9 protein-coding genes are annotated in these 15,297 nt (G+C 54.9%); all 9 read right to left on the bottom strand.

Going from position 1 to position 15,297, the window contains the following annotated elements; genetic code table 11:
• Positions 1-43: 43 nt before the first annotated feature.
• Positions 44-667 carry a 50S ribosomal protein L3 gene (rplC, locus tag RDV48_10335; protein MDQ7823180.1) on the bottom strand — a complete coding sequence of 208 codons (624 nt, stop codon included), beginning with the start codon at positions 665-667 and terminating at the stop codon, positions 44-46.
• A 65-nt stretch (positions 668-732) separates the two neighbouring features.
• Positions 733-1,044 (bottom strand): 30S ribosomal protein S10, encoded by a 312-nt coding sequence (rpsJ, locus tag RDV48_10330; protein ID MDQ7823179.1) that lies wholly within the window; start codon positions 1,042-1,044, stop codon positions 733-735.
• Positions 1,045-1,108: 64 nt separating this feature from the next.
• The gene (gene tuf, locus RDV48_10325) at positions 1,109-2,305 is read right to left on the bottom strand and encodes an elongation factor Tu (protein ID MDQ7823178.1); all 1,197 of its coding nucleotides are present in this window, start codon (positions 2,303-2,305) and stop codon (positions 1,109-1,111) included.
• A 190-nt stretch (positions 2,306-2,495) separates the two neighbouring features.
• Entirely contained in the window at positions 2,496-4,607 is a 2,112-nt protein-coding gene (fusA, locus tag RDV48_10320; GenBank protein ID MDQ7823177.1) for an elongation factor G, read from the bottom strand.
• Positions 4,608-4,792: 185 nt separating this feature from the next.
• The gene (gene rpsG, locus RDV48_10315; protein MDQ7823176.1) at positions 4,793-5,263 is read right to left on the bottom strand and encodes a 30S ribosomal protein S7; all 471 of its coding nucleotides are present in this window, start codon (positions 5,261-5,263) and stop codon (positions 4,793-4,795) included.
• Between the two features lie 18 nt (positions 5,264-5,281).
• Positions 5,282-5,710 carry a 30S ribosomal protein S12 gene (rpsL, locus tag RDV48_10310; GenBank protein MDQ7823175.1) on the bottom strand — a complete coding sequence of 143 codons (429 nt, stop codon included), beginning with the start codon at positions 5,708-5,710 and terminating at the stop codon, positions 5,282-5,284.
• A gap of 299 nt (positions 5,711-6,009) precedes the next feature.
• Positions 6,010-7,554, bottom strand: coding sequence for a mechanosensitive ion channel family protein (locus RDV48_10305; GenBank protein ID MDQ7823174.1), 1,545 nt, complete (start codon positions 7,552-7,554; stop codon positions 6,010-6,012).
• A 153-nt stretch (positions 7,555-7,707) separates the two neighbouring features.
• On the bottom strand, positions 7,708-11,373 hold the full coding sequence (gene rpoC / locus RDV48_10300) for a DNA-directed RNA polymerase subunit beta' (GenBank protein MDQ7823173.1): 3,666 nt from the start codon (positions 11,371-11,373) through the stop codon (positions 7,708-7,710).
• 95 nt (positions 11,374-11,468) lie between these two features.
• On the bottom strand, positions 11,469-15,194 hold the full coding sequence (rpoB, locus tag RDV48_10295; protein MDQ7823172.1) for a DNA-directed RNA polymerase subunit beta: 3,726 nt from the start codon (positions 15,192-15,194) through the stop codon (positions 11,469-11,471).
• Positions 15,195-15,297: the final 103 nt, after the last annotated feature.

The following is a 15,297-nucleotide window of genomic DNA, read 5'->3' as shown; positions in this document are numbered from 1 at the left end:
ATCTGCACCTCCCATGTCCTTCCTTTTCGCTGCTTGGCTGATATTACGCCTTCACTGAATCCCTTATGAGAAGAAGTCCCTGCGGTGGGCCTGGAACGGCGCCCCTCACCAGGAGCAGGTTCTTCTCGTTGTCCACCCGTATGATCTTGAGGCCCTGGGCAGTCACCCTGTCGCACCCCATGCGGCCGGGCTTTCTCGTTCCCTTGATGGTCCTGGCGGCATCGGTGGAGCCGCTTGATGCAGGCTGCCTGTGAATCATCGAGCCGTGGCTTCTGGGGCCGCCCTTGAAATTGTGGCGCTTCATGCCTCCCGCGTAGCCCTTACCCTTGGAGGTCCCGATGACGTCCACGAGCTGCCCGTTCTCAAAAATACCCACTTTTATCTCCTGTCCCACCTTGAAGTCCTTAGTTGCCTCCATGGCGAACTCTCTCATGTACCGGTGCGGCTTGATGTCCCGTTTTTTATAGTATCCCGCCACGGGCTTGATGAGCTTTTTCTGCTTGATGCTCCCGAAAGCCATCTGGACAGCCGTATACCCATCCTTCTCCACCGTGCGGAGATCGGTCACCACGCAGGGTCCCGCCGCTATCACCGTCACGGGCACAGCCCTGCCGATCTCATCAAAGATCTGCATCATACCGAGTTTTTTTCCTATTATGCCTTTCACGTCACTAACCTCCTGCGCTTATGCCAAGGAATGCATTGATGGTCTTCCCCCCGGGGGCCCTGCGCTCAGCCCTTTATCTCGATATCGACACCTGCAGGGAGATCGAGCTTCATAAGGGCATCGATGGTCTTCTGCGAAGGGTCAAAATAGATATCGATGAGACGCTTATGGGTCCTTATCTCAAAATGCTCCCTGGACTTCTTGTCCACGTGAGGCGATCTGAGCACACAGTAAATATTCTTTTCCGTCGGGAGAGGGATGGGCCCCGAGATGTTGGCGCCTGATTTCTTGGCTATCTCAACGATCCTCTCTGCCGATTCGTCAAGAATCCTGTGTTCATAGGCCTTCAGCCGTATCCTGATCTTTTGCTTGGCCATAAGCGTTCCTCCTTGTCTTCTCACGAGCGCCCGGCATTCCGGCGCGTATTAATCTTGACTGCACTCACTCTATGATGCCGACGACGACACCGGCGCCGACAGTTCTTCCTCCCTCGCGGATTGCGAAGCGGAGGCCCTCATCCATCGCGATTGGCGTGATGAGGTCCACTTCTATGGTCACGTTGTCGCCGGGCATGATCATCTCCATGCCCTCGGGCAGCTTGATGGCCCCCGTCACATCGGTGGTCCTGAAATAGAACTGCGGACGGTACCCGTTGAAAAACGGCGTATGGCGACCGCCTTCTTCCTTGGAGAGCACGTAGACCTCGGCCTTGAACTTTGTGTGGGGCTTGATGGATCCGGGCTTCGCCAGGACCTGCCCTCTCTCAATTTCTTTCCTGTCTACACCGCGGAGGAGCACGCCTATATTGTCGCCGGCGCGGCCCTCATCGAGGATCTTGCGGAACATCTCCACACCGGTGCAGACAGTCTTCTTCACCTCTGTGGAAAAGCCCACTATCTCTATCTCGTCGCCCACCTTGACGATTCCCCGCTCTGCCCTTCCCGTGGCCACCGTGCCTCTTCCCGTGATGGTGAAAACGTCCTCGACGGGCATCAGGAAAGGCTTGTCAATGGGGCGCTCCGGGAGAGGGATATACTCATCTATGGCGCTGCAGAGATCTTCAATGGCCTTGTACCACTTGGGATCCTCCTCACCCCCTTCGAGGGCCTTCAGGGCTGATCCCTTTATGACAGGCAGCTTATCGCCGGGGAAGTTGTACGCACTGAGGAGTTCTCTTACTTCAAGCTCTACAAGGTCGATGAGCTCCGGGTCGTCAACCATGTCCACCTTGTTCAGAAACACCACAATATAGGGCACATTCACCTGGCGCGCCAGGAGAATGTGCTCGCGCGTCTGGGGCATGGGGCCGTCGGCGGCGGAGACCACGAGGACTGCGCCGTCCATCTGTGCCGCACCGGTGATCATGTTCTTGATATAGTCGGCATGACCAGGGCAGTCCACATGGGCATAATGCCTCTTGGCAGTCTCGTACTCGGCGTGATATATCGCGATAGTGATGCCGCGCTCCTTTTCTTCAGGAGCATTGTCAATCTGATCGACATTGAGAGCCTTGGTGGTTCCCGTTGCGGAGAGGAACTTGGTAATTGCTGCCGTAAGGGTCGTCTTGCCATGATCGACATGGCCGATGGTCCCTATATTGACATGGGGCTTGGTTCTGTCAAATTTCTGCTTTGCCATTCTTTTTTCTTCCTTTCTTTCCACCCGTCAATCCCGCGTAACTGGTACTTGCTGCGCAGGCGACAGGCTTCCCGCAGCGCCGGCCCACCGGCTTTCATTGCATTCCGCCTTTTAATCCGCGAGAAAATATTAACTCAACTAGTATATTGAATATCCTGAAAAAAATCAAGTACTTTTTCGTTAAATTTTATTAATGTTGATAGCTCCTCCCGTAAACGCGCTCCATTATCTCTTCCTGTATCGGTTTGGGCACTTCAGAATACTGGGCGAACTCCGAGGTGAAGATGGCTCTTCCCTGGCTGAGAGAGCGCATGTCAGTGGCATAGCCGAACATCTGTGCGAGGGGCACATGGGAATAGATTGCCTGTATGCCGCCCGGGAGGGCTTCCATCCGCTCAATCCTGCCCCTTCTTGAATTGAGGTCGCCGATTACCTCGCCGAGATACTGCTCGGGCGTCTCGACGACAACCTTCATAATGGGCTCCTTCAGGTAACACTCGGTGGTGCTCAGGGCATTCTTGAGGGCGATGGAGGCCGCTATCTTGAAGGCAAGCTCTGTGGAATCCACTTCATGATACGATGCCCCGAGAAGGGTCGCCGTTATCCCTATGACAGGGTAGCCAATCAGGTAGCCTGTCTCAATGGACTCGCGCAGGCCCTGCTCTATTGCCGGTATGAACTCCTTGGGTATCGTTCCCGGTGGGAGGTCATTCAAGAATACAAAGCGCTGACCGTTGTTAAGAGGCTCTATCTCGATGACCACGTGGCCGTAAAGTCCCCGGCCGCCTGTCTGCTTGACAAACTTGCCTTCACCCCGCGACGGGCGCCTTATGGCCTCTTTGTAGGCAACCTGGGGCTTGCCCACGTTGGCTTCCACGTTAAACTCCCGCAGGAGCCTGTCAATGATGATCTCCAGGTGGAGCTCGCCCATACCCGAGAGAAGGATCTGCCCCGTCTCGTCATCAGTTTTCATCTTTATGGTGGGATCCTCGTCCAGTATCCTGTTGATGGCGTCGCTGAGCTTGTCCTGGTCCGCCTTGGTCCTGGGCTCGATGGCCACGGATATGACAGGCTCGGGGAACTTGATGTCCTCGAGAAGGATCGGGTGCTTCTCGTCGCAGAGGGTGTCGCCTGTCCGCGTGAATCTCATCCCCACCAGCGCCGCCAGGTCGCCTGCTCCGATGAAGGAGATGTCCTCGCGGCGGTCGGCATGGAGCCTCAGGATCCTGTTCACCCTCTCCCTTTTCTTATGGGTGGCATTATAGACCGATGAGCCCACGTTGAGGGTGCCGGAATAGACCCTGAAATAGGTGAGCTTTCCCACATATGAGTCTGACTGGATCTTGAAGGCCAGTGCCGAAAAGGGCTCTTCAAAATCGGCCTTCCTCGTCACCTCGAGCCTCTTGTCGGGGTTGATTCCTATCACTGCAGGGACATCGGCCGGGGAGGGGAGATAATCAACGACGGCATCAAGGAGCGGCTGGACACCCTTGTTTTTCAAAGAGGCACCGCAGAGGACGGGAACAATCGAATAGCTGATGGTGCCTTTTCTCAGGCCCCTTATTATCTCTTCTGCGGTAAGCGTGTGGGATTCATAGTATCTGTCCAGGAGTTCCTCATCCTGCTCTGCCACCGCTTCAAGAAGTATCTCGCGGTAGAGCGTGGCCTGCGAGACCAGGTCCTCGGGGATGTCTTCCTTGACGAGATTTGTGCCAAGCTCATCGGTGTATTGGATGGCCTTCATTGAAATGAGATCAATGACTCCCTCGAAGCGGCTCTCATCCCCTATGGGGAGCTGCACGGCAACGGCATTTACCTTCATCTTTTCCCTGAACCTGTCCAGCACGTTGTAGAAATTGGCGCCGGTCCGGTCCATCTTGTTGATGTAGGCAATTCTGGGCACATGGTAACGGTCGGCCTGCCGCCAGACCGTCTCTGACTGGGGCTGCACACCCGCCACCGCGTCGAATATAACAATTAAACCGTCGAGAACGCGCATTGAGCGCTCAACTTCGACGGTAAAATCTACGTGGCCCGGGGTATCGATGATGTTTATCTTGTGATCGCGCCACTGGCAATACGTCACTGCCGAGGTGATGGTAATTCCCCGCTCTTTCTCCTGGACCATCCAGTCCATGGTCGCCGCACCGTCATCGACTTCTCCCATCCTGTGCACGCGACCGCTGTAAAAGAGAATCCTCTCGGTCGTCGTCGTTTTCCCTGCGTCAATATGAGCAGCGATCCCGATGTTCCTCGTAGATTGCAGCGAATATTCCGGTTTTTGATTCACCTGGGCTTTCATTTCGGACAACTCCCAAGAACTTCTCACCACGTTCTCGTTATACTCACGGAGCATTACTGACGACATCATTCTGCAATCGCGCAGAATGTGCGTCATTAAAAAATCGGAAAAACTTTTCCGAAGAAAAGTCTCCATTCACCTTCCCGGTGAAGCCTATTCCCGTGAGAAAAACAGAAACTTTTATATTACCACCTGTAATGGGCGAAAGCCTTGTTGGCTTCAGCCATCTTGTGGGTATCCTCGCGCTTTTTCACCGCGGCTCCCACGCCCTGAGAGGCATCCATAAGCTCATTGGCAAGCTTTTCCTGCATGGTCTTGCCCCCCCTCTTGCGGGTGAAGCCTATGAGCCACCTCATCGCAAGGGCCCTTTTCCTCTCAGGCCTCACTTCCATGGGCACCTGGTAGGTGGCGCCGCCGACTCTTCTCGGCCTTACCTCTACCTGAGGTGATACGTTTTCCATGGCCATCTTGAAGACCTTTACAGGGTCCTTGCCGGTCTTTTTTGAGATCGTATCCATTGATCCGTAAAAGATCCGCTCGGCGGTGCATTTCTTCCCCCTGAGCATGAGCTTATTGATGAACCTGGCGATGACCTCATCGCCGTATACAGGGTCCACGAAAACTTTTCTCTTTTCAACAGGTCCTTTTCTTGGCATCTTCTTCAACCTCCCACGCTATTTTGCCGCGGCTTCCTTGGGCCTCTTCGCTCCGTATTTCGACCTTCCCTGGCGCCTGTTTGCCACGCCTGCCGTATCAAGGGTTCCCCTTATGATATGGTAGCGGATGCCGGGAAGATCCTTGACCCTTCCGCCCCTTATAAGCACCACCGAGTGCTCCTGAAGATTATGCCCGATGCCCGGTATGTAGGCAGTGACCTCCACGCCGTTCGAGAGACGGACCCTGGCCACCTTCCTGAGGGCCGAGTTGGGCTTCTTGGGTGTGATGGTCTTCACCTGGGTGCAGACACCTCTCTTCTGCGGTGCACCGGGGATGTTGAAAGTCCGAAGCTGCAGGGAATTGTAGGAAACCCTCATGGCTGGGGACTTGCTCTTCTTTGTAGCCTGTTTTCTGCCTTTTCTCACCAGCTGATTGATGGTAGGCATAAAAAAATACCTCCCTGTATGCTTAAAATCTCAATGATAACAGCATTTGTTATCTTTCTAGTATCACAGCAGGAACGTACACAAGATAGAGCCTTATATTCTCAGCGAGAAACCCCGGAAAATAATACCCCCTTGAGTTCCTTCGATACGTTTATTCATTTTAGCACCCAAACTTCAATCTGTCAAGACTTTTTCAATATTTTCCATGAATTTCATAATTAGAACAGGAGGTGCATGCACTTCAGCTACATTTAAAATGGCGCCACAACTTAAAAGGATGAGTGCTGAATAAGGGAACGTCAGTAGGAGAAGAAAAATCTTATCTTCTTAAGGAAATCGTCGGCAATGGAGAGGATCTCGCTTTGAGAGGCATGATCGCATACGCCTTCCTGCTCCCTTGACTCGGCCCTCTCCCTTTCGACCATAGAGCGCTGCTGCCTCCTTGCGAGGGCCTCGCTCAGTGTCTCCTCCACCTTAGGATTCTGCTTGAGGATATAGCGCAGGTCCTCTTTCCCCATCGAGAAAAGCTCAAGGTCGTCCATGGCTGATACCGTGGCGGTCCTTGGCTCACCGGTGAGGAGCGATATCTCGCCGAAAAAGCTCCCCTCCTTCATCTCCTTCTCGAGGTACACGTCGCCCTTGTCATTCTCGGCTTTCACGAGGACCTTTCCCTTCTTCACGATATAGAAGGTGTCACCCTGCTCTCCCTGGCTGAATATGGTCTCGCCGGCGCCGAAGACCAGTATCTTGAGCTTTTCCGCCAGGTATTCCAGGTTCTTGTCCTCCAGGAAGCACAGAAAATCTATGCTCTTGAGGAGAGCGATCTTGTCTTCCATCGATATCCCCTTCACATACTCCCTCAGGTAGATATTCTGGAAAGGGGCGGGGAACACGATGTCCTCTCTCTGGAACTTGTACCATATCTTTTCCATGACAGCTGAAGCAATGGGAGAGTTCTGGAAAAAGTCCTCAGTCCAGTACACCAGCTTGTATTTCACGAAATAATCTCCGTATTCCACGACTCTCATCCTTGGGGCAGGCTCTGAGAGGATCCCTTCAGTGGCTGTCATGATCTCCTTGAGGGCGTTCATGACCTTCCTGGGACTGTGCCTGCTGTGGACATTCACCGTCAGGGCCCTGCAGTGGGAAAGGGCGGGAAGGGAGTAATTGAGCACTTCCAGCTTTGCTACCATGCTGTGGGGAAATGTCACAATATTGTCATCGATGGTCAGGAGCGAGATTGAGCGCCAGTCTATGCTTACGATTTTCCCCTCGTAGCCGTCAAGCTTCACGAAGTCGCCGACAGAATAGGGCCTTGAAAGGTTGAGGGCCAGGCCGGCAAAGAGGTTCCCCAGGGTGTCCTGGAGCGCCAGACCTATGACCACCGAAATTATTGCCGACGTGGTGAGAAGGCTCGCCACGTTCACCTTGAGGATCACTCCGACAGTGATAAAGAGGAGCACCAGGTAGAGGGAGGCAATCAGGAGCTGCCGGTAGACCTGGAGAGTCTCCCCTTTCCCCACCTTGGGGAGGAAATAGTCAAAGAAGCCGCCGTTGAACATCTCAATCATAAGCATCCCGAGGAGAATGACAAAGAGCATGAGAATGATGCTCTGGATGAGAGGTGTCACCGCCGTGGGGGGGAAGAAATTGGCGAACCACCAGACTACCGATACGTTCACGAGGAAATAGGAGATAAGCCTTATACGGGAGAGAATCGTCGTGAGCAGCCTGGATTTCCACTTTACGATCTTGAAAGTGAAAAAATAGATGAAGTTGAGAAGCAGAAACACTATCACTCCATCAAGGAGCTTCCTGAGAAACTCAAGCTCATTCCATACCATGGACTTCCCTCACCTGTCGCCAGCCTGCTTCAGCACTGCTGCTCAGTCGAAAAGAAAACCTTATAAAGAAACTGCCTCCCCTCCATGAAGCCTCCGGCCCCATTGAATTCCAAGGCAGTTCCTCTGTGCCGCTTTTCCTCTGAAGAATTCGCGCTAAGTCTCGCTCATTACGCTTTCTTCCTCTTCCTCTTCCATTTCCTCTTCCTCGGCCTCACTGCCGAAGTCCTCATGCCTTGCCGCCTCGGCGAAGGCCTGGTCGAACCTGTCAGGCTCCTGGACTCCCTCCAGTTCGACGCTTCTGTAGCGCGTCATGCCAGTGCCCGCAGGGATCAGCTTGCCGATGATCACGTTCTCCTTGAGGCCAAGGAGGGGATCTACTTTCCCGTTGATGGCGGCCTCGGTGAGTACCCTGGTGGTCTCCTGGAACGATGCCGCCGACAGGAATGAGTCCGTGGCCAGCGATGCCTTGGTGACGCCGAGTATGACAGGTCTTGCCTTGGCGAACTTCTCGGGATCGTCGTACTCCTTCATGATCTTCTTGTTGGCTTCCTCGAAGTCCCAGGTGTCCGCAAGGCTCCCCGGGAGGAGATCGGTCTCGCCTGAATCCTCGACCTTTACCTTCCTGAGCATCTGGCGCACGATGACTTCCACGTGCTTGTCATTGATGTCCACGCCCTGTGAGCGGTACACTATCTGGATCTCATCGACAAGGTAGCGCTGTACTTCCACGACACCCTGTATTCTGAGCACGTCGTGGGGGTTCTTGGGACCCTCGGTGAGCTGAGTGCCCGCTTCAATAGCCGTGCCGTCCATGAGCTTTCTGCCCTTAATGTCCTTGAGGCGGGCATTGAAGGGAATGGAATAGGACCTTTCCTCGCCGTTGGGGTTTCTCACGATGAGCTTTCTCATGTTCTTCTCGTCAGTTATCTGGAGAATGCCGTCCACCTCTGCTATCACGGCGACGTGCTTGGGCTTGCGGGCCTCGAAGAGCTCCTCGACGCGGGGAAGACCCTGGATAATGTCTTCCGTTGCAACGCCGCCCAGATGGAAGGTGCGGAGCGTCAGCTGAGTGCCCGGCTCCCCGATGGACTGGGCCGCAATGATGCCCACGGTCTCGCCGATCTCCACCATCTTGCCCGTGGCAAGGTTCCTTCCATAGCACTGGATACACACTCCATGCCGAGTCTTGCATGTGAGGACAGAGCGCACCTTCACTTTTTCAAGGCCGGCCTTCTGTATCTTCGCAGCATCGGCTTCATTTACTTCGCTGCCCTTTGAGACAATGAGATCGCCTGTTTCGGGATCAAAGACATCCTCGGCGGTAACACGGCCTATCACGCGCTCCCAGACCTCAACGGTGCTCTCGCTGCCTTCCTTGATGTCGGTCACGTACACGGAATCCTTGGTGCCGCAGTCCTCTTCCCTCACGATGATGTCCTGCGCCACGTCAACGAGCCTCCTGGTGAGGTAACCGGAGTCGGCGGTGCGCAGCGCCGTGTCGGCAAGTCCTTTACGGGCGCCGTGTGTTGAGATGAAGTACTCAAGGACCGAGAGACCCTCCCGCAGGTTTGACCTGATGGGAAGGGGGATGATGCGGCCTGACGGGTCTGCCATGAGGCCCCTCATACCGGCTATCTGCTTCACCTGGGCCGGGTTTCCTCTCGCGCCTGACGTGGCCATCATGAAGATGGGGTTCAGGCGGTCAAGGTGGCGCATCATTGCGTTTTCCACGTCATTGGTGGCCTTGTTCCAGATGCTGACAATCTTCTTGTATTTCTCCTCATCAGTAGTGAGGCCCATCTCAAAATGGTTTTCCGCCTTGTTCACCTGATCGTCGGCATTGCGGAGAATCTCCACCTTTTCGGGGGGGATCTGGATGTCATCGACGCCGATGGTCGTGCCCGAGCGCGTGGCGAACTCAAAGCCAAGCTGCTTGATATTGTCAAGGAGCCTCGCGGTCTTGGAGTTGCCATGGGCGCGGTGGCAGTCATGCACAAGGTTCCTGAGGAGTTTCTTATGGACCACCTCGTTGACGAAGGAGATGTCCAGGTCATCGGGAATGGCCTGGTAGAAAAGAAGCCTCCCCACGGTGGTCTCCTCAAGCCTCTGCTCTGTTTTCTTTATTGCCTCGAATTCTTCCACGGTTATCCTGCCTTCGCCCAGGTCCTTTTCAGCGATTCTGAGCTTCTTGCTGGAGATTATCACCTTGACCAGGGCCTGCAGCTCGATTATCCCTTCGTGGTATGCCATGATGGCCTCGTCCTCGGAGCTGAAATAACGGCCCTCTCCCTTTGAGTTGGGCTTTTCTATGGTGAGGTAATAGCACCCCAGCACCATGTCCTGCGTGGGAGTGCAGGCAGGGACCCCGAAGGCGGGGAGCAGGATGTTGTTAGACGAGAGCATGAGGAGTCTCGCCTCGGCCTGGGCACCCGCCGAGAGGGGCAGATGGACAGCCATCTGATCGCCGTCGAAATCGGCGTTATAAGGCGTGCAGACAAGGGGGTGAATCTGGATTGCCTTCCCCTCGACAAGCACGGGCTCAAAAGCCTGGATTCCCAGGCGGTGGAGAGTCGGGGCCCTGTTGAGGAGCACGGGGTGGTCCTTGATGACCTCTTCCAGCACGTCCCATACCTCGGGGCGCACACGCTCCACCATCTTCTTGGAGCTCTTGATATTGTGCACAAGGCCCCTGTCCACGAGCTTTTTCATCACAAAAGGCTTGAAAAGCTCGAGGGCCATTTCCTTGGGGAGTCCGCACTGGTGAAGCTTCAGGTAGGGTCCCACGACGATGACTGAGCGCCCTGAGTAATCGACGCGCTTGCCCAGGAGATTCTGCCTGAAACGGCCTTGTTTTCCCTTGAGCATGTCCGAGAGGGACTTGAGGGGCCTGTTGTTCGGACCGGTGACGGGCCGTCCCCTCCTTCCGTTGTCTATGAGGGCGTCAACGGCCTCCTGGAGCATCCTTTTCTCGTTCTTCACGATGATATCAGGCGCTCCCAGGTCCAGAAGCCTCTTGAGCCTGTTGTTACGGTTGATCACGCGGCGATAAAGGTCATTAAGGTCCGACGTGGCGAAGCGGCCGCCGTCAAGCTGCACCATGGGGCGGAGCTCCGGGGGAATGACAGGGATCACTTCCAGGATCATCCACGTGGGCTTGTTTCCCGATTTCCTGAAAGCCTCGACGACGTCAAGCCTCTTGATGGCCTTGCTTCTCTTCTGGCCGCTCAGGGTTCTCACGTCATCGCGCAGCTTCGTGTAAAGGCTTTCGAGCTCAATTGCGGCAAGAAGCTCCTTTATCGCCTCGGCGCCCATTCCCGCTTTGAAGGCATCGCCGTATTTTTCCCTCATCTCGCGGTATTCCATCTCGGTGAGGAGCTGCCTGTGGTGGAGGGGGGTGTCGCCTGGATCGATGACGACGTATGCCGCGAAATAGATTATCTTCTCCAGTGTACGCGGCGACATGTCAATGAGAAGGCCTATCCTGCTCGGGACGCCCTTGAAGTACCAGATGTGGGAGACGGGGCTCGCGAGCTCAATGTGTCCTATGCGGTCGCGTCTCACCTTGGAGCGCGTCACCTCTACGCCGCACTTGTCGCATATGATGCCCCTGAACCTGATCCTCTTGTATTTCCCGCAATGGCATTCCCAGTCCTTGATGGGGCCGAAGATCTTTTCGCAGAAGAGACCGTCTCTCTCCGGCTTGAGGGTCCGGTAGTTTATCGTCTCGGGCTTTTTTACCTCTCCGAAGGACCACTCCCTGATCTGCTCAGGCGAGGCGAGGCCTATTTTCATTGCTTCAAAATTGTTGACGTCTATCAATTTTGTCCCTCCTTATCTCTCAGGAACGATGCGTTTTCCTGCTTTCAGGCTTCATTATATCTCAAACCAGGCGCCCGCACGAGGACACCATAGTGCTAGATTGACGAGAGGGCCTCATCTTCCAGGTCAAGCCCGATCTCCCTCGCAGTCGCTTTGACATCCAGGTCCTCAGAGCCTTTCAGCTCGATTTCCTTGAGGTGGCCGAGCTCGTCCTCCGAGAGGATCCTCACGTCCAGGCAGAGGCTCTGGAGCTCCTTGATGAGCACCTTGAAGGATTCGGGAACGCCGGGCTCAAGGACGTTTTCACCCTTCACGATGGCCTCGTAGGTCTTTACGCGACCCACGACGTCATCGGATTTCACCGTGAGAAGCTCCTGGAGCGTATAGGCCGCGCCGTAAGCCTCAAGGGCCCAGACCTCCATCTCGCCGAACCTCTGGCCGCCGAACTGAGCCTTGCCGCCGAGAGGCTGCTGCGTGATGAGGGAGTATGGACCCGTTGATCGCGCATGGATCTTGTCGTCAACAAGATGGGCAAGCTTCATCATGTATATCTGCCCCACGGTGATCCTGCAGTCAAAGGGCTCGCCCGACCTCCCGTCCAGAAGGACCGATTTCCCGTCTTCAGGGACTGTGTTGAATACCTCGATATAGTCTGCCAGGCTGTTGAAGGCCTCTTCAGAAAGGCTGACATACTCCTTCTTTACCACGGAGCGTACCTTCTCCCTCACGGTCTTGGTCTGTATGATATGGTCCAGTTCCTCCTCGTTGATGGCGGTCTTCTTTTTCTTCGCCTGCTTGAGAAGGTTCTCCTTGGCCTTGGGGCTCTCGACGATCTTGGCAAGCTCTTCCTTGCTCAGCTTGATCATCTTGCCCGTGAGGTAGATACCCAGGCGCTCGACGGGATCATCGCTCTCGAGGAGATACTTTATTGAGGCGTCGGTGAGAATGATTCCCCTGTCATCCAGGATCTTCTTGAGATGAGCGCGCTTCATGAAGAGGCGGATCTCCCCTTCGCTGGCACTGTCAAAAACCGGGCATTCAACACGGACGCCTATATCGCGGCTTGCGCCGCCGATGTGAGTCTCCAGGATCTGCCCGATGTTCATACGGGAAGGCACGCCGAGAGGGTTAAGGACTATCTGCAGCGGCGTGCCGTCAGGCATATAAGGCATGTCTTCTATGGGGAGCACTTTCGCGATGACCCCCTTGTTTCCATGGCGGCCTGCCATCTTGTCGCCCTGGAGGATCTTTCTCTTCTGTGCCACGTAGACCCTCACGAGCTGGTTCACGCCCGGCGAAAGCTCATCGCTGCTCTCCCTGGAGAAGACCTTTACATCAATGACCTTCCCCTTTTCACCGTGGGGAACCTTCATGGAGGTGTCCCTCACATCCCTGGCCTTTTCGCCGAAAATCGCCCGAAGCAGCCTCTCCTCGGCGGTGAGCTCCGTCTCGCCCTTGGGTGTCACTTTCCCTACGAGGATGTCTTCGGGGCGCACATCGGCGCCGATGCGCACGATGCCTCTCTCGTCAAGGTCCTTGAGAGCTTCCTCGCCGACGTTGGGGATATCTCTCGTGATCTCCTCGGCTCCCAGCTTGGTGTCCCTGGCCTCGCACTCGTATTCTTCAATATGGATCGAGGTGAAGACGTCGTCCATCACGAGCTCCTCGCTGATGAGAATGGCGTCCTCGTAATTGTATCCTTCCCAGGGCATAAAGGAGACAAGGACATTTCTTCCCAGGGCAAGCTCGCCTTCCACGCTGGATGCGCCGTCAGCTATCACCTGGTTGGCCTTGATTTTCTGGCCTTTTCTCACCGTGGGTCTCTGGTTGATGCAGGTACCGGCGTTTGAGCGCTTGAATTTCATAAGCCGGTAAGTCTTCTTCTTGCCTTTTTCATTCTGCACCACGATATCGTTTGAGTTCACGGCTATCACCACGCCGTCCTCCTCGGAATTCATCAGTGCGCCTGAATCCTTCGCCGCGCGGAACTCCATGCCCGTTCCCACGAGAGGCGCCTCGGGCTTGAGAAGCGGCACGCCCTGGCGCTGCATGTTGGCTCCCATAAGGGCCCTGTTTGCATCATCATGCTCAAGGAAAGGGATGAGCGCCGTGGCGACGCTGACGACCTGCTTGGGCGAGACGTCGATATAGTCAATCTCATCCTTGTTCACCAGGATGGTGTCGTGCCTTGACCGGGCCACTACCTTCTCGGTGACGATATTTCCGCCGGCATCAAGGGGTGTGTTGGCCTGTGCGATAACAAACTCATCCTCCTCGTCGGCGCTCAGGTAATCAGCATGGTCCATCACGGTGCCCCTTTCTACTTTCCGGTAAGGCGTCATGATGAAGCCAAAGTCGTTTACCTTGGCAAAGCAGGCAAGGGAGCCGATGAGGCCGATGTTGGGGCCTTCAGGGGTCTCGATGGGGCATATCCTTCCGTAATGGGAATAATGGACATCGCGGACCTCGAAACCGGCGCGCTCCCTGCTCAAGCCACCCGGGCCGAGGGCCGAGAGCCTCCTCTTGTGAGTCAGCTCAGCCAGGGAGTTGGTCTGGTCCATGAACTGGGAGAGCTGGCTGGAGCCGAAGAACTCCTTGATGGCGGCCACGACGGGCCTTATATTGATAAGGGCCTGCGGTGTCACGGTCTCGATGTCCTGCACGGTCATCCTTTCTCTCACAACCCTTTCGAGCCTCAGGAGCCCCACACGGAACTGGTTCTGCAGCAGCTCGCCGACAGCCCTTACCCTCCTGTTCCCAAGGTGGTCTATGTCGTCATGCTTCACGATTACGTCAAGGTGGCGATCATCCTGGGCACTCAGGCCCTTCTCCCCCCTGAGGAGGGCCGCCATGTAACGGACCGCTGCCACGATGTCCTCTTTCGAGAGAATCTCACCATAGCTCATGGGGGCTTCGCATTCTGCACACTCAACGGCGCCGGGTTTTGAAAGGGTTCCGCACTTGCCGCATACAAGCTTGATTCCCAGCTTCTTGTTGAATTTGTACCTGCCCACCTTGCCGAGATTGTAGCGCTTGGGGTCGAAGAAGAGGTTCTTCAGGAGCGTCTTTGCGCTGTCGGCATTGGGAGGATCACCGGGTCTGAGCTTGCGGTATATCTCTATGAGGGCATCATCCCTTGTCTTTATGGAATCCTTGGTGAGAGTCTCTTCTATGATGGGATCGTTATTGAAGATATCGCGGATATCCTTGTCCGTCTCATAGCCGAGGGCCCTGATCAGCACCGTGACATGGATCTTCCTGGTCTTGTCTATGCGGACCCCTATGATATCGGATACATCGCTTTCAAATTCGAGCCAGGCACCCCTGTTGGGTATGACCATTCCCAGGTAGAGCGTTTTTCCCGTAGGATCCGGCACTGTCTGGAAGTAAATTCCGGGAGAGCGCACGAGCTGGCTTACGATGACCCTTTCGGCACCGTTGATTATAAAGGTGCCTTTCTGGGTCATGCTGGGGAAGTCGCCCATGAAGATCTCCTGCTCTTTTACCTCCTTGATCTCATTCTCTTCCTTGGTGATGAGCCTTACTTTCACCTTGAGGGGCCTTGCATAGGTCATGTCCTTGTCCTGGCACTCCTCTATGGAGTGGGTCGGCTCACCCAGCGAGTGGTCCAGGAACTCCAGGATCAGGTTGCCGGTGAAGTCTTCGATAGGGGAGATATCACGGAAAGCCTCTCTTATGCCTTCATCAAGAAACTTTTCATATGATGATCTCTGAAGCTCTATCAGGTTCGGAACTTCGACTGCCTGGAAGATCTTCTGGAAGCTTACCTTCTCTGGGTTTCGATGTCGATTGGCTTTCATAATGTCCATAGAATAACCTCCCTCTCAAAATGCAAAAAAGCCAGGCTCATAACAACAGACCTCGCTTTTATTTTGACCGTGGAAACAGTCCTATACCAACGTT

It is taken from the genome of Candidatus Eremiobacterota bacterium, from assembly GCA_031082125.1.
GTDB lineage: Bacteria > Vulcanimicrobiota > CADAWZ01 > CADAWZ01 > Ess09-12 > Ess09-12.
Note: the sequence above shows the minus strand (reverse complement) of the source record. Positions and strands in the feature narration are given on the sequence as shown.